The following is a 21346-nucleotide window of genomic DNA, read 5'->3' as shown; positions in this document are numbered from 1 at the left end:
GTAACGCTGGGCCGATGACGCGTCGCGGCTCACTTGGCGATACTTGCGACGAAGCCTTCCAGTTGCCGCAAGTAGGCTTCACAAAGCCAGTCATTGTGGCCGGCGTTCTCGATCCTGACCCATTGTTTCGGCTCGTTGGCGGACTCGTAAAGTTGTCGGCCAAGCTGATAGGGAATCGTGCGATCCTTGTCTCCATGACTGAGCAACAGTGGCCCGTGATAGCGTTGAATCTGAGTCTTTGAGTTGAGTTTTTGTTGTGGGACCAGCCAGGATAACTTGGGGAAGTGCACATCGGCGACATCACGCATGGACGAAAAACTGCTTTACACGATCAAACCTTGTGGGGCCGAATCCGCGGCCAAATGAACGACCACGGCGCCGCCCAGTGATTCTCCCATCAGCAACATTTCCGAGTCCGAGACCTTAGCTAATTCGCACAGCTTCGCTCGTGCCGCTTTTGCGTCCTGCAAGACTCCATCTACCGTCGGCGTGCCTTCGCTGCGTCCGTATCCACGATAGTCGAACATGAATGCAGACAGCTTCGCGTTGCTCTGTAGGTATCGCAGCCAGGGCGCGCGTGATGCAACGTGACCGGCATTGCCATGGGCGATCAGAACGACAGCACGAGGATTTTCGCAGGGGCAATACCAGCCGTGCAGTTTGGTCCCATCGCCAGATTCAAACGCAACATCGCGGAACAACAGTCCGTCCGGCTGCCAATTCCCCGTCGGATATTTGGACGGGTGAAAGAGAAGCAGTTCGTCGAGCGTTTGAGGCTTTTTTGTCGCCGGCGGAGTGGGTTCGTTCGTGTCCTGGCATCGTGTCGGAGCCGCAGCGATCGCTGCCAAGCAAAGCATCAGCAGGAAACGGTACGGCATGTCAGTCCAACCTGTAAGAAGTAATCGTGTACTGTGCGTTCGGAAATTCAGCGGCTGTCGTACCTGCCTCAATGCCGATTCTATTCTAGCTCGTCATGCAACCCTGTCGGCCTGTACCAGAATTCACGGAACGATTGCTCGCGATTCAAGTGCGTTGCGTTAAGCGATTCAACGGCGTCGAATGCCGATTGGCTCTGCATAGTCGGCGGATACGATTGCATCTCGCGCATCGGCAACGGTCCGATACTTTGTCCGGTCAGAGTGTTCAAGTCGGCGTCTTTGTCCCATCCTACACAGTGCAACACAAAGTCTCGTTTCCACCCGGCGGGAACCGGATTTGGGGGCACATTGAAACGAACACGAATCTCGTCACCACCGCTGATCACTACCATCTGATCGTCCCAAGAACGAATCAATGGGTCGCAATCGCCAAGCTGAGTGACCTTGCCGCGCAAGGGAGCCCAACGCGGTTGGCTGGACGTGATTTGGTAGTCGTAGACTTCTGGGTGACGCGGACTGGCTTGTGATTTCTGAGAAAAACCGTGCTGGGCAACTTCCGCCGATGCAAGGCTGCATGTCTGGGGCTTGATCTCAGCGGGCTGGCTTTGCACGGACAGCATGGCGCTGTCCCAGTAGATCTGGGCAGATGTTCGCACTCGCAATCTCGGGTCATCAGTATTGATCGCGTCGGTCACGTCCACCACGATCGTCTTTGTTTTGCCACCGGGAAAGCCAATCGATTCGATCTTGCGCTGCCATTGACCACTGGAGTCGGGAACCCATAGCGACGGAAATTCAAGCCGAGGAAGTTCCGGATTTTGGTCGATCTGGATATTCAACGACGAATCGGTCGGCAAGATCCAGCCACGCAAAACGAGGTAGACGCGTTGGTCATCCAGTGACGGTGGGACTTGGCCGGTGAAATCCATGTCGATCCAGTGCGGTGGGCAGAGTCCTTGTCTCAACCGATATTCGAATCCTTGGACGAACTGCTGATCGCTCTCGCGTAGCAAATCCGTGACATCGTTGCCTTGCGTATCCAACGCAGCGGTGACTTGACGGACTTGGGACTGATCGAAGCTGTAGATGGTCGGTGTCGCGATGCTCGCCGGACCTACTTTTTCATTGGTCCAAATATCGACATCGTCTGGATGATCGACGGCAGTCAGCTCCAGGTGATCGATGTAGGCGACTTCCCAAAGCTCCTCCGTGATCCGCAATTCGTACTGTCCATCACGTGCCTGAACCAAGTCGCCATCGACCTTGAGGTATTCCCAAGGACGATCGCGAGCGACGACGCCTTGGGCGACTTGCAATCCCAGCGGCGCGGCCCACAGACAATCCGTCGCAAACGCAAATTTTTCACCGTCCCAGCAATAGAGATAGGGACACGATCCCTTCAGTGATTGTTCCTCCTCCAGCACCACGTCGATCGTCGGCTCGGCGATCGTTTGTGTCAGCCCGTTGGGCATGATGATCCGCACGTTGCTGGCCGACTGCAATCCATCGAGACCAAAATGTGTCGCGGGTGACGTAACGATTTGAGCGCGATAGTGTGGACCGAAACGCAATTCCAGCACGGAACCGATGGCGTAGTGATTCACGCGACCGCTCGATTCCGCGTTGTCTGAGATGCCCCTGAATCGAACCGTCAAATGGTGGCCGACCGAGGGCGTCGTGTTGGTGGACACGACCACGGCGTTTTCTTGTGCGGAGAGCAAGTCGAGTTTGCCGTCGATGTTCACATCACCTACGAGTGTCGGTTGCGACGATGTCGTCACGATGTTCAGAGGTGTCGGCTCAACGATGCCCCAGGGTCCGAGACGGGAAACCGAACCGCCACCAACGAGTTCGGGAAACGTATCGTTGTCCAAGTCGGCCAACGAGCACGCTCCGGCAAACCCCTTGCCGGTTTCGACCCGTTCCACGTTCCAAACCCCAACGTCAGCCGTGCGACCAAACGCAAGCGCCGATTCAGATTTACTGGCGATGATGATGTCCCATGCGATATTACCATCCACGTCGGCGACCAGAACACTGTGTGCATCCTTGCTGGCGGGGATCTCGTCGAGATAGCGAGTGCGGAATTGCAAGTGCAGCAAGTTCTCCAGCAGGCCGACTCGACCGCTGGCGGCGTGGACCGTGACGACGTCCAGATCCAAGTCACGGTCCAAATCGGCGATGGCAAGCGAAGTCGCCGGATCATCGACATCAAAACCGTTGGCGGGTAACTTGGATTCAAAGAACGTTCGTGTTCCCCGATTGATGAAAACGTGAATTCCATCGTCGGCCGACACGACCAAGTCCACATCGCCGTCGCCTTCCATGTCACCGGCGATCACGGCGTGAACGTTACTTAAATCTTGCAACCCAGTGTTGCCATCGACCAGCGTCAATCGTTTTGCATCCTCGGTCTTTTCCCGTGAATCGATCGCGACCAAACGCACACCGGACTTACCGAATAGCACAATGCCCGGGATCACGTCATGACGCACCTTCTGAGCATAGAGCCCTTTCGTGTCATCGTCCGCGACTGTCATTCCGTCACGCTTCAGACGCTCTGGATTGCTTGAGTCGACCATGAACAACTCGGTCGCGATCATGCCTGTCGGTTCGAAATCCAATTTCAAAGAAGCGGATTGCGTCCACGTGGATTTACTCTCCGAGTCCAGATCGTTGTTCCAGATGGTTAATACACCATCTCCGTCGACTGTGGCGATGTCGGTGTCCAAGTCAACGTCCCAGTCGATCGGGATCGCCACGTTCGCGTTTTGTTGCAAGTCTTCGTTGGCAAACTGCAACGACTCTTCGGCTCGTTTCAGAGGGTTAGCCTCGGCGGCTTCGGCGCTGAGCCGACGCAGGGTATCGAAACTCAGACGATCCAGCGGGTGGGGCATGGTTCTGCGTCGGTCAGTTCGCATGATTTCCAACGGCGTCAAAATATTTCGCCAGATGAATTTTGGCTGAACCGAGTCTTGCCACTTGCCATCCGCGATGGCTTGTCGCAACCGTTGAGCGAGTGATTCCATCGTCGATCCATCCGACTCAATGTACTTGACCAACGTCGGCCGCATCGACTCCACCAAGCCGGCCATTCTGTCGACAAAACGTGACGCCTTTTTGTCTTGAACATCGACTCCGGTCATCAAAGCGTTCATCGCCAAGAACAGGTTGTCCGGATGATTGTCCGACAACTTTGCGAGTGCGGCAGCGGCTTTTTTCGTTGAACCGGGGCCAAATGACGCGTCAGGGTCTTCCACCTGCGCGAGCAGTTCTGTCAGCGGTCCGCCCAAGATGATCGCGCGAGGATCGTCGCCGATCGGACCGGCCAACGCGTCGATCAATCTGGTAAACAGGTTTCGCCGCAACGATTTGCTCATCGCGGGTACCAAAGTGGCTTCGTGCGAATCGACGCGGCTGGCCAACCAAACCTTGGTGACTTCATCCCCTGAAATCTTTGCGTACTGGTCCACTGCGACGCGTGCGTCTGCGATCGCCGCGCCCAACTGCCCGCGAGCGGCCGACTGTTCTTCTTTCGTTTTGTTGCCGTCTGTTGCCTGCGCCGTCAGCGAGTCGACTCGCAAAACCGCATTCAAGCCGGCGTTTAGGGCAACCGAGGGGTCGTCAGGGAACTCTTTTCTTAACGATTCCCACAACGGAGCGGCTTGAGCGGTTTCCATGTTTTCCGTCGCCGCGAGCGCTTGATTGAGCTCCAGCAATGGCCCAGACATGCCATCGGTACCCCCAGCGGGATTGGGGCCATTCGTCGAGGGTAGATTCAACACGATAATCGCAACCAGTGCGATCAAAATGGCGACCACGACCGCCCAACGCGTGGAGGACGACGACTTACTTTTTTCGGTTTCTTGCTCTGACACGACCCGTACCGATCCTCCCATGGGGAGCGTAAATGAGATATGTTGTCGTCTATGAAAGTAACAAAATTTATCGACGGTTCCGACACGCCTCGCGTGGCGATCGTCCAAGTCAACCAATTGATTCCACTGAAACTCGCGGGCACCGCGACGCAAACGCTCGCGGACATTCTGGCAACGGATGATCCTATCGCCTGCGTGCGTTCTTTGGAAACAGATTCTCCGGTGGAAATCGACGCCCAGACCCGCTGGCTGCCTCCGATCGACCATCAGGAAGTTTGGGCGGCCGGTGTGACCTACAAGAAAAGCCAGACGGCACGGATGGAAGAATCCGAGGCCGCTGCATCTTGTTACGATCGTGTTTACAACGCAGACAGGCCGGAGTTGTTTTTCAAAGCGACACCGCACCGAGTCAGCGGACACGGACAACCATTGCGTATCCGCAATGATGCGACTTGGAATGTGCCCGAGCCAGAGATCACGCTGGTCTTGAACCCTAAGATGCGAATCGTGGGATTGACCGTCGGCAACGACATGAGTTCTCGCGACATCGAGGGCGAGAATCCGCTCTACTTGCCACAAGCCAAGTGCTACGACCAATGCGCCGGACTGGGGCCGTGGATCACGCTCATGGAGAGCTTGCCACCGGTCGATCAAATCGGCGTTGACTTGAAAATCGTTCGTGACGATCAAGTCGTTTTTGATCAACAGACCTCAGCGGCCGCCATGGCTCGCAAGTTTGATGATCTGGTTGGGTGGCTCGCCCGCGACAACTCCTTTCCAGGAGGCGCATTCCTGATGACAGGAACGGGAATCGTTCCGACGAGCGAGTTTACTTTGCAAGCCGGTGATGTCGTCAATATCACCATCGACCACGTGGGTACCCTCAGCAACACGATCGTTCAAGGCGACGCCTGAGTTGAAACGCACATCGCAGTCGGAACGCCCAAGCCAACCTGAACATTCTCCATCACAACCTCACATAAATATCCATGACTCAACCCGTATTGATCGCCGGCCAATGGCGCGACGCTGATTCCACCGAAACCTTTCAAGCCACCGATCCAAACAAGAACGAGAAGCTCAACGCCGCGTTCCCCGTCAGCAAATGGTCGGACTGTGATGCAGCGTTGGACGCAGCGGTTGCCGCCGCCGCCGAGTTACGTCGTTTGCCCGCCGAAAAAATCGCGGAGTTCCTGGAGGTCTACGCGGATCGAATCGCCGCCGCCAAGGACGCATTGGTCGCCGCTGCGGTGGCCGAAACCGGATTACCCGCCAGTCCACGGTTGGCCGATGGCGAGCTGCCACGAACCACGGGACAGCTTCGAGCCGCGGCCGCGGCCGCCAGATCGGGCGACTGGGCGATGGCGACGATCGATTCTCAAGCGGGCATTCGCTCGTGCTACGAACCACTCGGCCCCGTCTGTGTGTTCGGTCCCAATAATTTTCCCTTTGCCTTTGGCAGTGTCTCCGGTGGCGACTTTGCCGCCGCGATCGCCGCTGGCAACCCCGTGATCGGAAAAGCCAACAGTTCGCACCCCGAAACGACAAGACTGTTTGCCGTGGAAGCGTTGGAAGCGCTGCGTCAAACCAGCTTGCCTCTGGCGACCGTGCAATTGATTTACCGTACCAGCCACGCCGACGGAGAGCGTTTGGTTTCCGATCCACGTGTGGGAGCGACAGGATACACGGGCAGCCGCAATGCCGGCCTGAAATTGAAAGCCGCCGCCGATTCGGCAGGCAAACCGATCTATCTGGAACTCTCCAGCGTCAACCCCGTGGTACTGCTACCTGGCGCTCTGAAGACGCGTGGCGAAGAGATCGTCGGTGAGTTTGTTGGTAGCGCGTTGATGGGTGCGGGTCAGTTTTGCACCAATCCAGGTGTTGTGCTGATGGTCGAGGGCGATGCAACAGAAAACTTCATTTCCGCGGTCAAGGAAAAGTACTCGTCGACGCCATCGGGCACACTGCTGTCACCCGCCGTCGCGTCCAGCCTTTCCGCCAGCATCTCCACGCTGGTCGGTCTGGGCGCTGAATTGTTGGTCGGTGGCGGTGAAAGTGAACCCAATCGTTGTGCGCTTGCCAACACGCTGATGCGGACGACGGGGCAAGCGTTCCTGAGCGATCCAGACGGATTTCAAACGGAAGCGTTCGGGAACGCGTCGTTGATGGTCGTCGCCAAGGACGTGGACGAACTCTGCGAAGTGATCTCGCGGATGGAAGGCAACTTGACCGGTTGCATCTACAGTGAAACCGAGGGCAGTGAAACCGACGGCAGTGACGATGCCGCCTACGATCGCGTGGCCTTTGAGTTGATTCCCAAAGTCGGGCGAATGCTCAACGACAAGATGCCCACCGGCGTCGCGGTTAGCGCCGCAATGAATCACGGCGGTCCCTACCCGGCCACCGGTCATCCCGGTTTCACCGCTGTGGGCGTTCCCGGCAGCCTGCTGCGTTTCGGTAAGCTGACCAGCTACGACAACGTCCGCCCCTCACGCTTGCCGGCGATCCTGCAAGACAAAACACCGACCGGAAAAACTTGGCGTCGTGTTGACGGCCAGTGGGTGCAAGGCTGAGAGGGTCAACTACACGTCGAGTTGTTCACGTACAAAGTTTGGTCGGGGTGTTCCGCTGCCGCGGCGGTCGCACTTAAAGAACTCCGCGACATAGCGAACCGTTTCGCGTTTCTCGGGAACCTTGAAACGGTCACCCTTTTGCAATACGGGTCGATACTCGTCCATGCGACCGAACTGTCTGGTGCCGGCGGCTTGGCAAGGGAACCAGTGTCCGTTGCCCTCGGGGTCTTCCAGGTAAAACTCTGGGTAACAATGTCCGGGGATCCAGACCATTCGAGCCGGTACCTTTGCATTGCGACACATCGCGACAAACAAACTGGTCATTTCTTCGCAGTCGCCGGTCCCGTCCTTCAGTGCATCTGACGCGTTCTTCAAGTCACCTTCGACGTACTGAACTTTCTCACGCACGTAGTCATAGATTAGTTCGACACGCTCCCAATCGGATTGAGCTTCCTTTTCTGCGACTTCCTTGGATGCCGCCAGGATGCCGCGTGCGGTCAAATCGATTTGCGGGCTCTTTCCCATGAACATCATCAGATCGCGGTCGAGCTTTTTGGGGATGACCAAGTCGTCGGTCTTCGCCGGGGGCATGATTCGCGATCGTTCGATATCCAACTCAAAAGTGACTTCCGCGGTTGTTCCGGCAACGACTTGGGGGATCTGCAGGACGACTTGCTTGGCACCGCCCGCGATGCTGCGTACGGCCCACTTGGAAACCCGCGGATCGATGTTTTGCGAGCGAACCGTGACCTCTTGCTCGGGCCAGTTCACCGGAACAGGAAAAGTGGCTTGTACGTTCACGCAGGTTACGGGCGTGTCCAAAATCAATCCGATCTTCCACCGACTGGCTTTGGGCGACTCGTAAGTCAATCTCGATGGCGCCGTGGTTTCTGCCTGACTGTCTTGAGCCAGACAACGCATCGACGAGTGGCAAGCCAGTGCGGTGGCGGCACCGAGCAACGTTCGTCGTGAGAATGTGTTTGCAGATTTCATGGCCAAGTATCGCTGAGTATCAGACTGAGCGAAGAAACGATCGAAGCGTGAGCCGAGAATGTCGGCTCACGCCCGATCGCTACTCACTGTGCGGGTTTCATCCCATTTATTCTAATTCGCCTCAGCAGAGCGTCGGCGAGCTTCGTTTTGATATCGTCGGTTTTTTGGTGTTTCGATCGCTCAACCAATAGTGGTCTGGGACAACTTATTTTTAGGGTAGTGGATCTTGTTAAAGATCCTGTAGCGGTGGGATCTTTGGCAAGATCCACTACGTTCAACCCTAACTTCTAGCTGTCCCAGACCATTAGATTCCCGGTGCGATCGCACCGGGGGGCAATGGATCTTCGCTCACGATTCGTGCTCCGTCGCGATCGACTTTATAGGACTGCTGAGTCGACGTGCCGGGGCGCTCGTACCAACCTTCGGTTCCACCGTAGGTCGGTGCACCGTTGATGACTTCGCCCTGGATGTAACCGCCATCGACCGAGCTGCCGATGATTCCGCTGTACGGATCAGGGGCGTAGCCCGATGACACGGGACCGTAGGAGTTGGATGATGGAGAGCAGGTTCCACAAGTCGCAGGTGTCTGGCACCCGCAAGTGTTTTGTGCGGGGTAGCCGCAGGTGGGTTCGGGTTGAGTCAAGCCACAGGCGGGCGGAGCGACGGGGACCGATGCAGGCTGAGGCAGGATCGATGCGTTGCTACGGCACAGGCCGCACCCGGCACCGCGGCCAAACAGGAAATTGCGAACGGTGCCGCAACCGGTGGTCAGGCAAAGCAGCGTGCTAGCTGCCACAATTGTCAAAATGCGATTCTTCATCGAACTTTCCGTGATAGGTACAGTGAGTACATTCGATGGCCTCAAACAGGAGACCGCTCAAAAGTAGAACGTGGAGAGTGATGTGCAAACGCAACATCGTTTTTTTTCAGCAACAATTCGTTGTCCCCACGCAACACACCGCGCTCATTTCTTGGACATCTCGCCATCATGACCCGCCTGACTTTCCTTATCGCTACAACAGTCCTGTTGGTCTGTTCGACGCGCTCATTTGCAGACGATGCAGTGTGCGTGGCGGATCAACATTGGCTGTTGAACACTCGTCATCTTTCGTACAACGCTTGTTCGGCAGACTTGGAAAGTCCTAGCTTGGACCTCCGTCGCATGGAATGCGGACGGAGCTATCGAGTGGAGTGGGAAGATTTTCGTGCACGCCCGTATCGACCGCTGATCATCTATGTGCACGGAAATCGGATGGAAAGCGAGGACCTGCTGTCGCGTGCGATGTCGGTTCACAACAGTGTCCGACAGTTTCGAAATCAACAGCCGATCGATTGGCTGATTTGGAGCTGGCCGAGCGAGAAAGACGGCATTCTGCTGGAAGACGCACGAGAGAAAGCGAAGCGGACCGACGCGCAAGCGTTGTACTTGGCATGGTTCCTGGCCAACCAGACCGACGTTGGTCAGCCAATAGGCTTGATCGGCTATAGCTTTGGATGCCGGATTATCGGAGGAGCGTTGCACGCGTTGGCGGGTGGGAACATCAGTGGACGTACTCTGCCGGGCGAACATCGGGTCGGCGAACACTTTCAAGTCGGTTTTGTCGCACCGGCCATGGACGCGCGGGCGATGAGTGCATGTGGGGTCTATCGCAATGCCTGTCAAAACATCAACGAACTCGGTTTGATGTACAATCGACGAGACGCGGTACTCAGACAGTTTTGGAAACTCGACCGTGACAGATCGACGATGGCCCTGGGTTACAGCGGTCCACGTTCATTTGCACCCCGGTACGATGGTTCAACGTTGCCCGTGTATGCTCGCAACTGCAGCCAAACCATTGGCCTGCGTCACGCTGAACTCGATTACTACGAAAAGCAATGTTACGCCGGCCGTGATATGTCACGATTGATCAATCAGTTGAGCGAATTTGCAAATGCCACCCATTCCAGTCAGTGACGCAGTGCCCACTGGCAAGCCAGAGTGGGCATTCCTGAGTGGTGCGTGGGTCCGACCGGATGAGTTGACGATCTCAGCCGATGACATCGGGTTTCGCCAAGCCGTCATCGCAGTGGAGCGAATGAGGACCTATGACGGACGACTCTTTGAAGTCGACGCACACCTGGATCGCTGGCAGCAGACCAGTGCCGCACTCTTGCTGGGCGATTTGCCCGACAAAGAAACACTGAAGTCACTCTTTGCGGAGCTCTTGCAGCGAAACTCCGATTGGGTATCGCGGCAAGGAGACGTGGGTTTAACGATGTTTGCCACTCCCGGAGTCGCATCTGAGAATCGTTCCACTCTGGCGGTTCATCTTCAATCGCTCGACCACGATCGAATCCATCTGCATCATTCTCTTGGTCAGCCGGTTGTGATCACTCCCGTTGTTCAGCCGCCCCCCGAATCTTGGTCTCGTCAAATCAAGGTTCGCTGTCGGTTACACTATTACTTGGCAGACCAATTTGCCAAGGCCAGCGATGTGAATGCCATCGGTTTGCTGCTCGACGCTGACGGGTCTGTGACGGAAACCAGCGTCTGCAACGTGGCGGTCGTCCGCGAAGGCAGCATTCTTTCGCCTGTTGACTCGCAAATCCTGGGTGGTGTCACACAAGCATTCATTGAGCGAATCGCGGCACGGCTTGCGATAACCTGGGAGAAAGGTGTGATCACACCCGAGATGCTTTCACTGGCCGATGAAGTCCTGTTGATGGGGACGGATACCGGTTTGTGGTTTGCCAATTCGATCAATGGTGCCATGATAGCCGACGGAACTGCTGGGCCGGTCTGTCGCCGACTGCAGGATGCATTCGCCGCCGCGAGGTAAATTCTTGTCAACGCGAAAGCGGGTCGTGGGTCGCAAGCGTTGCGATACTGATTTTCAATTTCACTTGCGAGTAATATCCATGCACTCTGTCATTCGCGGACTGATCCCCCTGCTTGTCGTCGGTATGCTGAGTATTGCCAACTCCGCCGTCGCCGGGATCAGCTCCGAAAACATCATTGTGGTCGTCAACGGCTCGTCCCAGGTTTCCAGAACGATCGCCAATCACTATGTGCAGTTGCGAAATATTCCGAGCAGCAATGTGGTGGTCTTGTCGGATGTGCCCTCGGGATTACTGGTCGAGTATGAACCCTTCCGAGACAAGATCCTGAAGCCCTTGTTGACGCAGATCGATAGCCGTGGCTTGGCATCGCACACGCGGGTGATCGCATATTCGGCAGATTTCCCAACGATGGTGGGGATCAAATCCTTTACCGATCAGATCAAAGAGCCGACGATCAAAAAGTATCAGTTGCCCGTCGCGTCGATCAACGGGGCAACCTATCTGTACCGCTTTCTGCTGGACAATAACCCTGCGTTCCTGAGTCTCGGTGCGAATTTCTATGCCCGAGGCGATTTCGAGAGAACATTCACCAATCCTTATCTCGACGATCGTCGCAGCGCATTCGAAGACGCTGAGAAACTGAGACTGGACGGTCGGTACGCGGATGCGGCAGAAAGGTATCAAGAACTGTTTGCCAAGACGCCCTACACCGCCGCGTTGGCCATTCGTTCCGCCGAATGTTTCCAGCACGCAGAGCAATCTGACAAGGCCGTCGAGCTCCTCACTGCGGCGATCAAATCCGGCTGGTCTTCACGACGGTACCTGCAAGAGAGCGTCGTGCTGTCGGAACTGTTGGATCGCGACGGACTCAGTGCGATGGTGACCGCGTTGGATGACTTGCCCATTGCCTCACAGGGGCCTGTCGGATTTCGCGGCGATCTCGGCTGGGCGCTCAATGGTTCCTACATGCCGGTCAAACAAGGTGGGATTCCGTACCTGATGTCCTGCTGCTTGGCCGTGGTCCATCCACGCGGCAGCACGGTGGACCAAGCCGTCGCGGTACTGCAACGAGCGGCCACCGCCGATCGTACGTTCCCCCAAGCTCGTTTTGCTTTCTCGGGCCATCCCGGAGTCCGTTCGAAGACGCGAAAGCCAGGCATGGCCAACGCGTTGGTTGCGTTGCAAGAAATGGGGCATCAAACGGAAGTCTTTTCGGGTGACCAACCCGCCGAGGGCGGGGCGATCGTCGGCTTGATGACCGGGCGTCCAACGATCCAATTCCGATCGATGCCTTGGAAACTCGTTCCTGGGTCGATCGCGGAGAACCTGACCAGCCTCGGTGGTGCCTACAACTTGGATGGACATACCAAGCTGACTGAGTTCTTGCATGCCGGAGCAGCGATGAGCAGTGGCGCGGTCGCAGAACCCTACGCGTTGCAACAAAAATTCCCGCTGCCCATGATGTACGCCTTCTATGCCAAAGGTGTCTCGGCCATCGAAGCGTTTTACTTGTCCGTGGCATCGCCTTATCAATTGCTGATCGTCGGCGATCCCATGACACAACCCTTTTCCCGTGCGCCGGCAGAACTGATCGACATGCAACTGGCAACCGAGGGGCAAACGATGATCGAGCTGCAGCGACGTGCTCTGGGGTTGACGCTGCCAAAAACAAACACGGTCGCCATCAATATCTTGGTCGAAGGTCGCATGGCGCAGACATCACCTGCCGTTCCGAAAATTCGGATCAACTTGCCAGCAGATGCATCGGGTGTCCTTGAGATTCGCGCCACACTGATCGGAGCGGACCCGACGATGCCGCAAGTAGGGTTCATCGAAGAAATCGAGCTGCAGGGTCCACATCCTTCGCCCTCCGCAATGGCGGCTGATGCCCCAAAAGACGATCCAACAAAGGATCCGACGGAAAAAATCGCTGCGAACGAGGGTCAGCAGATTAAACTCTCGCTAACGTGCCCCGGGGCGGATTCGATCCGCTTGATGCACTTTGGCTCCGAGGTAGCGAGGTTGGACGACTCACAGGGTACCGTCACTGTCGACGCCAGTGCTCTCGGCAGTGGGCCACTCCGATTCACTCCATTTGCCCACTTCGGCAAAACGATCGTCAGGGGAAAGCAATTGGTCGTGCAGCGCTGACCGCCTCGCCTTTGTTTTCAAACCATTCGCCGACCCGCCGCTGCTCCCAATATGTCGCAATCCATCCCTTCTCTGTCCCGTCGATCTCTGTCCCGTCGATCTCTGTCCCGTCGATCCGCTTTGGTCCTGATGGCTGCTTCGGCTGGCGCCCTGACCGGCTGCCCCCTCTCGGTGCCCGAGTCGTTGCCCCAAGTCCGAACGGCAGGCTCTGAGTCAGGTCAAGCCGACGGAAACGCCGACGCGGGCGAGCAACCGCTTTCACAATTGATCGCAGACACACTGCAACGCAATCTGCAGACTCGCGCGCTGTCCACTCAGCTCCACGGGGCTTGGCAAATCCTGCATGGTGTTCTTGCATACGGTCGCGAGTTCATCGTCGAAACGCCAGACGGAACGAAGCCGACCATCGATTACCTGCTTGGGGGAGGCGAGATCCGAGGGTTCGAGCCGATGTTTGGTGATCGTTTCGGCGACGACGCCCGTCGCGGTTTACGCATGGAGCTGGCGCCTGACAACAAAGTCAGCCAGGGGCACCGGGACCAATGGCTGGCGGTGCTGTGCCAGTGTGATCTGCCGTTGGAGACGGAGGTCCGCGGCGGCGATCATGTGTTCACATTCGCCGATTGGCTCAACCAAGCCGAGTGGGACGTGCCACTGAATCTGGAACTTGAGTTCAGCTGGACATTGATTGCGCTGTCTGCCTATCGTTCCACCGATCACAGTTGGGTTGCACGTGACGGCGAAACCTATTCGACAGAACTGTTGCTAGAATCGGAGATTGAGCGAGACTTGGAGCAAAGTGCCTGTGGCGGCACTCACCGTCTGATTGGAATCGCAACCGCCCTACGCAAACGAATCGCTGAACAGATGCCCGTTACTGGTGTTTGGCAGCGGGCGCAACAATTGGTGTCAAGTTGCATCGCGGAGTCAAAGGAGAACCAGAATCCAGACGGCACGTACTCGACAGCCTATTTCCATCGTCCTGGTTGGGTTCGAGACTTGGGAGAAACGCTGGGGACCACCGGACATGTCCTGGAATTCTTGTCCATCGCTGCCGATCAGCAAACGCTTCATGAAACGTGGGTCGTTCGCGGCGTCCGCAAGTTATGCGGGGTATTGGACCAATGTGACGGTATTGATCTGGAGTGCGGCGGACTTTATCACGCGTTGCACGGATTGGTCGAATATCAACGACGAACCACCGCGTGACATCGATGACGGTGACCGAGCGAGAGACAGCGATCGTAGGTCATGCTGTGCATGATATAATACGGCTTACCAGTCATCACGGCGTCCATTCTGCGACACCCTTCGGGGTCGGTTTGAACTCGACGGCAAGCACCGGCGGTGTTCGCTACGCTCGACCGCCGGCTACCATCTGGGACCATTTCATGGTCCGCTGTCACCTCCCCAAGGGGACTTGGGGGAGGACTCGCTTGGCCGTTTAGGCGAATGCGAGGGTGGGGAGCTGTGTTCGTTTTCGACTTGGAAAGTCGAACGACAATCGTCGCTCGGCTTTCCAAGTCGATAGCGCGTGCCCCGCCAAGCGTTTTGCTATTCCCAACCATTGACTTGCGCAGACAGCTATCCGCCCAAACACAAACCATCCGCCTTGTGCCGTATGCGCAACGGTTACTCCCCCATGCTCAAGTCGCGATTCAGACACCAGTGGAACACAAAAAAAGGCACGACCCGCAATGCGGGTCGTGCCTTTGAGATATTGGCGAAAGGTCTTTTCGACGTTCAGCCTTCGACGTTCAGTCCCATGCTGCGAGCGGTTCCTTCGATCATTTTGACCGCTTGATCGATACTGCGAGCATTCAAGTCTTCCATCTTGGTTTGAGCGATGGCAGCGCACTGCTCGCGGGTGACGGTACCGACTTTGGTGACGTGAGGAACGCCACTGCCTTTGGCGATTCCGGCGGCTTGCTTCAGCAACGATGCTGCCGGTGGGCTCTTGGTGACGAAGTCAAAACTTCGGTCGTTGTAGACGGTCACGACGACGGGGATGGGAGTTCCGTTGTATTCCTTCGTCTTGTCATTGAACGCTTGAACGAACTGTCCAAGGTTGACACCGTACTTACCGAGCGACGTACCGACAGGGGGAGCAGGGGTTGCCTGGCCACCAGGGATTTGGAATTTCGCGATACCTGATACTTGTTTTGCCATTTTTCGTTTGCCTTCCAGTCGCGGTCGCCAGCCAAGTCATGCTTGCTGAGCGACCGGGTGCAATCAATATTGAGTTAAGGTGGTGTTGGGGGAATTTTTTCGGACAGTGTAAACGTTGCTGCGAAACCCGCTAGGGACGTCCGGCAACTTTACAGCGGTTCAACCTGCCAGTGATCCAATTCCATCGGGACACTGCGGCCGAAGATGTTGATGATCACGGTGATTCGGCCGTTCGCTTCATCGACAGTGTCCACATCTCCCTCTTGGTTCTCAAAGTTGCCCTCTTTGACTCGCACGCGGTCACCGACTTTGAACGGAATCGCCGTCTTGATCGGTGCGGGCTCGTCATCATCATCGACTTCGGGGCGATTGACGAACCGTTCGATGTCAGCCGGATCCATCGGCATGGGCTTTCCGGCCGAGCCGGTGAAATCGCTGATACCGCCTGTTTCTCGGACCAAGAACCACGTGTCATCATTGATGATCATGCGGGCCATGATGTAACCGGGCAACAATTTCCGCTTGGTGATGCGACGTTTTCCGTCGCGTGTAAAGGTGGCCACGTCTTCGGTGGGAACAACCACGTCACCAAAGAACTCTTCCATGCCTTCCATCTTGATCCGCTTACGCAACGCGTCCGCAATGGAGTCTTCGCGATTGAAAGCTACTTTCAGGATGTACCAGTCCATTGCCGGGGCATCATCCGCGTCGGTCTCTGAGTCCATGAAATCCTTGGACTCACCACCGGAGGAATCATCGTCGCCAGCATCGCCATCCTCGATTGCGCCGTCTTCGAGCACAGCATCCTCCGTCGCGTCCTGACCTGGGTCATCAATCGCGGCATCGGAGGCTTCGGTGGTCTCGGCTTCGTCGGAAATCAGCTTGGAGTCTTCGTCAGTCATTCTCAAATGGTCCGTCCGGAAAACGTTATCCGTAATGCGTTGGAGAACGCAATCGTGCATGGGCGATCAAATTAGCGAGTGGTCGCGTTAGCTAATGGTCCAGAAAAAGCTAAAGAACCATTGCCAGAAAATATCAAACAGGAACAGCGAAATCGCCAGCACGGCGATGGTCACGACGACAACCACCGATGCCCTGATCAGCTCACCGCGGCTGGGCCACGTGACCTTGTTCATTTCGGCTTCGACAGCGATCAAAAAGTCCGCGAATCGAGGCCAGTTGACCAAACGATAACCGAACCACAGGCCGATCGCTAGCAATGCACTGGGGATACCAGCCGCCGCGTACCCGTTGTCGATCGAGCCACTCAGTGTTGAATAAAGCCGCCAGCAACCAAAGGCGACAATCACCCATATGGCCAGCACCGTCAATTGTCGAACAACCCTTCCTTGGTTCGGTTTGTACACCGACGCCTGGAACAGTTCATTGAGCAACGGTGTCCCGCTGCTCGCTCCGGCTATCTCTCGCGACACTTCAAATACTCCTGGGTTGAGTTATTCCGCGACTCCTCGCGTATTCCAATGAGCAGGGGCGGAGGGACTTGAACCCGCAACCGCTGGTTTTGGAAACCAGTGCTCTGCCAATTGAGCTACACCCCTGTGGAACCGGCGACATTGCCGGCACAGCCAAACATGAATCCTGAAATCATACCGTCACCCCAGTACCGGGGTCCACCCAGAATCAAAACGACCAACGAACCGACGTGAAATCGGTCCGTTGGTTCGTCTCTTTTTGACTCAAGATGACTGTGATTCGTCGATTACGAGAGAATCTTGGTGACGACGCCCGAACCGACCGTACGTCCACCTTCGCGAATCGCGAAACGAACACCGTCGTCCATCGCGATCGGCTTGTGCATTTCCACTTCAACCTTCACGTTGTCGCCGGGCATGCACATTTCGGCGCCGATCAAGTTGGCGGTGCCGGTGACGTCCGTTGTACGGAAGTAGAACTGGGGGCGATAGCCGCTGAAGAATGGGGTGTGACGCCCACCTTCCTCTTTGCTCAAGCAGTAAACTTCTGCTTCGAACTTCGTGTGCGGCTTGATCGATCCTGGCTTGGCCAAGCACTGGCCACGCTGGATGTCTTCACGCTTGATACCACGCAGCAAGCAACCGACGTTGTCGCCTGCACGGCCTTCGGTCATTTCCTTGCGGAACATCTCGACACCCGTGCAGGTGGTTTTCACGGGAGCAGCGGACAAGCCGATGATCTCGACTTCTTCGCCGACCTTGACCACGCCACGCTCGATACGACCGGTCGCAACCGTTCCTCGACCTTCGATCGAGAAAACGTCTTCGATGGCCATCAAGAAAGGCTTGTCGTCTTCACGGGTCGGCTCAGGAATGTACTCGTCCAGAGCTTCCATCAACTCGGTGATGCACTTGCTGGCTTCTGGGTCCGCTGGGTTGTTGTACGCGGGCAACGACGAGCCACGAATCACGGGGACATCGTCGCCCGGGAAGTCGTACTTGCTCAGCAATTCGCGTGCTTCCAGCTCGACCAGTTCCAGCAGCTCTTCGTCGTCGACCAAGTCGCACTTGTTCAGGTAAACCACGATATAAGGCACGCCGACCTGACGAGCCAACAAAACGTGTTCCTTCGTCTGCGGCATCGGTCCGTCCGCAGCGGAGACCACCAAAATTGCACCGTCCATCTGGGCGGCACCGGTGATCATGTTCTTCACAAAGTCAGCGTGGCCCGGGCAGTCGATGTGGGCGTAGTGACGGTTGGGGGTTTCGTACTCGACGTGAGCCACAGCGATCGTCACGGTCTTCGTAGCGTCACGAACCGTACCGCCCTTGGCGATATCGGCGTAGCCTTTGGCCTTTGCCAAACCTTTGGCAGCCTGGACGGCCAGGATCGCGCCTGTGGTCGTCGTTTTTCCGTGGTCAATGTGGCCAATGGTGCCCACGTTTACGTGAGGCTTGGTCCGTTCAAATTGTGCCTTAGCCATTTCAAACTCACTTGCATCCAGCAATGCCACTACCGCGCCAAGGATACGCCTCAGCTCGGCCCAAAATGTCAGCGACCGCGTTCACACCCACGGGAGCTCGCTAGCACCTCAGCCGCATCGCCAAACTCGTTCAACAAACAAGAAAGGGATTGTTTTTCTGCGACCCTACATCGAGTCGCGTCACCGTCATTTTGCCGAGCGTTTGACGCCCGGTCAGTGGTGTGGTTCTTCACCCGCACCATCCAGCCGTAGTTGTCTCGCAAACCGCGTTGGCTTGCAATTGCTGATTCGCAAAAAAGCGGTCAGCAGGGCGAGAATTCTCACCGCAACCGAGTTCTCACGCAATGCCCCATCGTGCAGATCTCGGCAGAATCTCTCGCTCTAACCCAGCGGCCGCAGACACCACTCTCGATGAACCGCTTCACCGAGAGATCGGTGGGTCGGAACCACGTGCCTCCATCGCTCGCTCCACTGAATCAAACCATGGAATCAAACCATGGAATTCAGCGGACTTCGGCACCGCAGTTGAGAACCGAAAACAAAGCTGCTGATGGGACTTGAACCCATGACCTCTTCCTTACCAAGGAAGTGCTCTACCACTGAGCTACAGCAGCGACTCGGCTGCCAGCGTCTTCAGCCAACGCGTTCCCTCAGGGATACGCCCGTAGGATCAAGCTCGCGACGTGCCGCAAACACCAAAAACGCCAATGAAAAGCGGGTGAAGGGAATCGAACCCTCGTATTCAGCTTGGAAGGCTGCTGCACTACCATTGTGCTACACCCGCGTGACGCAGCCACTAAAGCGTGCGCCGAAACTCTCTCTCTTAGTGGGGGCTATAGGATTCGAACCTATGTAGGCATAGCCAGCGGATTTACAGTCCGCCCCCTTTAACCACTCGGGCAAACCCCCATCACATCAATTGTGTCTTCGATCGGTCGTCTCATCCCCGATCTCCAGAAAACCCGCTTACGTTTTTTCTGTAAACCAAGAATCCCAGGAAAAATGCTCGTGGTGAAACATCGTCCTGCTTCGCTCAATCGTTCTCCGATAAAGCATGCCTGATGATCAGCTCGCCGTAAAGCACTCTGATTTTCACAGCCATGTCTGGCTGAGAAATTCGCCGTCTTTTGGGGCAACGCTTTTGCCAACATCTAGACGTTGGACCTGCGATCAGGACTCCGCAGCAAAACTAGCACCCGCGGTCAGCGGAGAGCCAGCGGAGGGACTCGAACCCACGACCGGCTGATTACAAATCAGCTGCTCTACCAACTGAGCTACACTGGCTTCTAGTTCATTATCTTCTACTGCGTTTGCTTCACCTGACCGCAAGCGATCCGTCCGGATCGGCAGCAGTTCGGAACGGCAGAGTGTAGCGACCTCGCCCGCAGGAACAAGACGAGTTTGGCGGCATTCATACCCAAAATCGACGAAAAACAACCTGCGATCCGACCTGCCCCTTTCAGACTCGCCGACCCACCCGCGGGTTCGCCCTCTAAATCCTTGAATGGCATTCCCCCGTCCAACCGTCTTTGACCCCGAATCGCTCTCGCAAATCGCCGACACACTCAGAACTTTACGCACCGTTTGTCATGGGCCATCTCGATCTCGCCGGCGAACCCGCTGGCGATTTCACCGAGCATCGTTTCCGGTGTCGGGTCCAACGGATTGACGTGCCCCACAAGCAGTTTTTTCGGCCTCGTCAATCTCGCTACTTCCCCTACTCGCGAAGCAAAGCTGTGCCCCGTTTTTTTCGCCAACTCTTGGCTGGAATCGCGGAAATTGCACTCATGCAGCATCAAGTCGGCTCCCGACGCCCAGCTGACGAATTCCGCATCGGTCGCACCCACCGTATCGGTCAAATACAGCATCCGCCGCGGGCCGCTACTTGGTTCCTTACCCGGATCTCGAACTGGCTCCCCCGGCCAATCCAGTCGGTAGCCGACGGAACCGCCAGGGTGATCCTGAGCCCGCCAGCTCACCATGACCTCCCCGACGTGAAACTGAGGTGTTTCATCAATGGGGTGCCAGTGGGCCGCCAAGGGAACAGGAAAGACTAATTCTGAGAAGAGGTGCTCGCGGACCGCAGCCAGTTTCTCTGATTCCCCCCAAATTCGAACGTTCTGAACCGGTCGCTGATAAAGCACGTCCAGCAAAAAAGTCAGTCCAAAGACATGATCCAGATGGCAATGCGACAACAGGACATCCAGGGAATCGGTCTGGATCAATTCCGGCAGGCGAAAGAAGCCGCTGCCGGCGTCCAGCACGATCCCATCGGCTGGCAAGAAATAACAGCTCGTGTGGCGAGTCTCGTTCGGGTGATACCCGGCTGTTCCCAAACAGTGCAGTTCCACAAGTCTCTCCAGCAGCAGCCCATGGCTAAATTCATTTCCCTCCAGTTTGGCTGATACAACCACCCGCCACAACAAGGCACAGCCTACGGCGACACCCCGTACGTCAGCCTTTCCAGGCTGACATACCCCTGGCTGCCCATCACTGATCGCCCAACACCAGCGACATCCCCAACAACCGTATCATTCCTCCGGATCAGTCCAAACAACTTGCGGAAAAACAGTCAGGCCATCTTGCCATTCAAAAATCGAGCCGATACGCTCTCGACTCAAATTCAGCGGCAGGCACTTTGGCGATTTCCCCGAACTCGCCGGTTTTCTCGACCGTCTGAATCAAAGAACCAAGCGGATGTGGCGGAACTGGCAGACGCGCTAGATTCAGGTTCTAGTGTCCGATAAGGACGTGGAGGTTCAAATCCTCTCATCCGCACTCTTTCATACGAATGGGACTCACGCCGTCGCGACGTGGGTCCCATTTTCATGCGCTGCACCACTCACCGTGCCCAGTCCGCAGCCCTTCTGGCCTGGACTTCTGTTTTCCAGTCAGATCCGCCGCTCAGTAGGTCATGCTATGCATGACAGAGTGGGCAATGGGAATGAAAAATAGCAAACTTCC

General features: G+C 56.4%; 16 protein-coding genes and 6 tRNA genes. 7 read left to right on the top strand and 15 right to left on the bottom strand.

The genetic code is table 11. From position 1 onward, the window contains the following. Positions 1-29 precede the first annotated feature (29 nt). From Pla52nx_RS20660 to Pla52nx_RS20650, 3 genes are all read right to left on the bottom strand, one after another. Positions 30-308, bottom strand: a complete 279-nt coding sequence (locus Pla52nx_RS20660; RefSeq protein ID WP_146520871.1) for an alpha/beta fold hydrolase — start codon at positions 306-308, stop codon at positions 30-32. A 15-nt stretch (positions 309-323) separates the two neighbouring features. Continuing rightward, positions 324-878 (bottom strand): alpha/beta hydrolase, encoded by a 555-nt coding sequence (locus tag Pla52nx_RS20655; protein WP_146520872.1) that lies wholly within the window; start codon positions 876-878, stop codon positions 324-326. Between the two features lie 80 nt (positions 879-958). Then, positions 959-4756 carry an FG-GAP repeat domain-containing protein gene (locus tag Pla52nx_RS20650; RefSeq protein ID WP_231742071.1) on the bottom strand — a complete coding sequence of 1266 codons (3798 nt, stop codon included), beginning with the start codon at positions 4754-4756 and terminating at the stop codon, positions 959-961. Positions 4757-4807: 51 nt separating this feature from the next. Here Pla52nx_RS20650 and Pla52nx_RS20645 point away from each other — a divergent pair, with 51 nt between their 5' ends. Together Pla52nx_RS20645 and Pla52nx_RS20640 are read left to right on the top strand one after the other, a co-directional pair. Beyond that, complete coding sequence (locus Pla52nx_RS20645) at positions 4808-5671, top strand: fumarylacetoacetate hydrolase family protein (protein ID WP_146520874.1); 864 nt, start codon at positions 4808-4810, stop codon at positions 5669-5671. A 74-nt stretch (positions 5672-5745) separates the two neighbouring features. Continuing rightward, positions 5746-7329, top strand: a complete 1584-nt coding sequence (locus Pla52nx_RS20640; RefSeq protein WP_146520875.1) for an aldehyde dehydrogenase (NADP(+)) — start codon at positions 5746-5748, stop codon at positions 7327-7329. Between the two features lie 9 nt (positions 7330-7338). Here Pla52nx_RS20640 and Pla52nx_RS20635 read toward each other — a convergent pair whose 3' ends face one another. Then, positions 7339-8322, bottom strand: coding sequence for a transglutaminase-like domain-containing protein (locus Pla52nx_RS20635; RefSeq protein WP_146520876.1), 984 nt, complete (start codon positions 8320-8322; stop codon positions 7339-7341). Positions 8323-8626: 304 nt separating this feature from the next. After that, complete coding sequence (locus tag Pla52nx_RS20630) at positions 8627-9142, bottom strand: hypothetical protein (RefSeq protein ID WP_146520877.1); 516 nt, start codon at positions 9140-9142, stop codon at positions 8627-8629. A gap of 249 nt (positions 9143-9391) precedes the next feature. On the opposite strand from Pla52nx_RS20630, the gene Pla52nx_RS20625 reads away from it, so the two are divergent. The 4 genes from Pla52nx_RS20625 to Pla52nx_RS20610 all read left to right on the top strand — a co-directional run bounded on the left by Pla52nx_RS20625 (position 9392) and on the right by Pla52nx_RS20610 (position 14505). Then, on the top strand, positions 9392-10279 hold the full coding sequence (locus tag Pla52nx_RS20625; protein ID WP_146520878.1) for a hypothetical protein: 888 nt from the start codon (positions 9392-9394) through the stop codon (positions 10277-10279). Beyond that, a complete protein-coding gene (locus Pla52nx_RS20620) occupies positions 10257-11144 on the top strand; it encodes an aminotransferase class IV (protein WP_146520879.1) in 888 nt (295 codons plus the stop codon). The genes Pla52nx_RS20625 and Pla52nx_RS20620 overlap by 23 nt, the downstream gene beginning before the upstream one ends. A 79-nt stretch (positions 11145-11223) precedes the next feature. After that, complete coding sequence (locus Pla52nx_RS20615; protein ID WP_146520880.1) at positions 11224-13296, top strand: hypothetical protein; 2073 nt, start codon at positions 11224-11226, stop codon at positions 13294-13296. A gap of 129 nt (positions 13297-13425) precedes the next feature. Continuing rightward, entirely contained in the window at positions 13426-14505 is a 1080-nt protein-coding gene (locus tag Pla52nx_RS20610) for an ADP-ribosylation factor-directed GTPase activating protein isoform b (RefSeq protein WP_146520881.1), read from the top strand. Between the two features lie 534 nt (positions 14506-15039). On the opposite strand, the gene rplK is transcribed toward Pla52nx_RS20610, so the two are convergent. From rplK to Pla52nx_RS20560, 10 genes are all read right to left on the bottom strand, one after another. Further along, a complete protein-coding gene (gene rplK / locus Pla52nx_RS20605; protein ID WP_146520882.1) occupies positions 15040-15465 on the bottom strand; it encodes a 50S ribosomal protein L11 in 426 nt (141 codons plus the stop codon). 149 nt (positions 15466-15614) lie between these two features. Further along, the gene (gene nusG, locus Pla52nx_RS20600; RefSeq protein ID WP_231742072.1) at positions 15615-16367 is read right to left on the bottom strand and encodes a transcription termination/antitermination protein NusG; all 753 of its coding nucleotides are present in this window, start codon (positions 16365-16367) and stop codon (positions 15615-15617) included. An 87-nt stretch (positions 16368-16454) separates the two neighbouring features. Further along, complete coding sequence (gene secE, locus Pla52nx_RS20595; RefSeq protein WP_146520883.1) at positions 16455-16898, bottom strand: preprotein translocase subunit SecE; 444 nt, start codon at positions 16896-16898, stop codon at positions 16455-16457. A 53-nt stretch (positions 16899-16951) separates the two neighbouring features. Next, a tRNA-Trp gene (locus Pla52nx_RS20590) sits at positions 16952-17024 on the bottom strand. A gap of 161 nt (positions 17025-17185) precedes the next feature. Then, positions 17186-18382, bottom strand: coding sequence for an elongation factor Tu (tuf, locus tag Pla52nx_RS20585; RefSeq protein ID WP_146520884.1), 1197 nt, complete (start codon positions 18380-18382; stop codon positions 17186-17188). Positions 18383-18924: 542 nt separating this feature from the next. Next, positions 18925-18996, bottom strand: a tRNA-Thr gene (locus Pla52nx_RS20580). Positions 18997-19095: 99 nt separating this feature from the next. After that, a tRNA-Gly gene (locus Pla52nx_RS20575) sits at positions 19096-19166 on the bottom strand. A gap of 43 nt (positions 19167-19209) precedes the next feature. Next, positions 19210-19291 (bottom strand) — tRNA-Tyr (locus Pla52nx_RS20570). Positions 19292-19593: 302 nt separating this feature from the next. Beyond that, a tRNA-Thr gene (locus tag Pla52nx_RS20565) sits at positions 19594-19666 on the bottom strand. 281 nt (positions 19667-19947) lie between these two features. Further along, positions 19948-20733, bottom strand: a complete 786-nt coding sequence (locus Pla52nx_RS20560; protein ID WP_231742073.1) for an MBL fold metallo-hydrolase — start codon at positions 20731-20733, stop codon at positions 19948-19950. Between the two features lie 342 nt (positions 20734-21075). Between Pla52nx_RS20560 and Pla52nx_RS20555 the strand changes: the two genes are divergently transcribed. Next, a tRNA-Leu gene (locus tag Pla52nx_RS20555) sits at positions 21076-21160 on the top strand. The last annotated feature ends 186 nt before the right edge of the window (positions 21161-21346 follow it).

Origin of the sequence: Stieleria varia (assembly GCF_038443385.1) — a bacterium.
Classification (GTDB): Bacteria; Planctomycetota; Planctomycetia; order Pirellulales; family Pirellulaceae; genus Stieleria; species Stieleria varia.
This window is presented reverse-complemented; position numbering and strand designations above follow the sequence as displayed.

Coding starts and splice junctions, on each gene's coding strand:
- Pla52nx_RS20660 (WP_146520871.1), bottom strand. CDS start 308: ATGCGTGATGTCGCCGATGTGCACTTCCCCAAGTTATCCTGGCTGGTC.
- Pla52nx_RS20615 (WP_146520880.1), top strand. CDS start 11,224: ATGCACTCTGTCATTCGCGGACTGATCCCCCTGCTTGTCGTCGGTATG.
- Pla52nx_RS20620 (WP_146520879.1), top strand. CDS start 10,257: ATGCCACCCATTCCAGTCAGTGACGCAGTGCCCACTGGCAAGCCAGAG.
- Pla52nx_RS20630 (WP_146520877.1), bottom strand. CDS start 9,142: ATGAAGAATCGCATTTTGACAATTGTGGCAGCTAGCACGCTGCTTTGC.
- rplK (WP_146520882.1), bottom strand. CDS start 15,465: ATGGCAAAACAAGTATCAGGTATCGCGAAATTCCAAATCCCTGGTGGC.
- nusG (WP_231742072.1), bottom strand. CDS start 16,367: ATGACTGACGAAGACTCCAAGCTGATTTCCGACGAAGCCGAGACCACC.
- Pla52nx_RS20635 (WP_146520876.1), bottom strand. CDS start 8,322: ATGAAATCTGCAAACACATTCTCACGACGAACGTTGCTCGGTGCCGCC.
- tuf (WP_146520884.1), bottom strand. CDS start 18,382: ATGGCTAAGGCACAATTTGAACGGACCAAGCCTCACGTAAACGTGGGC.
- Pla52nx_RS20610 (WP_146520881.1), top strand. CDS start 13,426: ATGGCTGCTTCGGCTGGCGCCCTGACCGGCTGCCCCCTCTCGGTGCCC.
- Pla52nx_RS20645 (WP_146520874.1), top strand. CDS start 4,808: ATGAAAGTAACAAAATTTATCGACGGTTCCGACACGCCTCGCGTGGCG.
- Pla52nx_RS20640 (WP_146520875.1), top strand. CDS start 5,746: ATGACTCAACCCGTATTGATCGCCGGCCAATGGCGCGACGCTGATTCC.
- Pla52nx_RS20655 (WP_146520872.1), bottom strand. CDS start 878: ATGCCGTACCGTTTCCTGCTGATGCTTTGCTTGGCAGCGATCGCTGCG.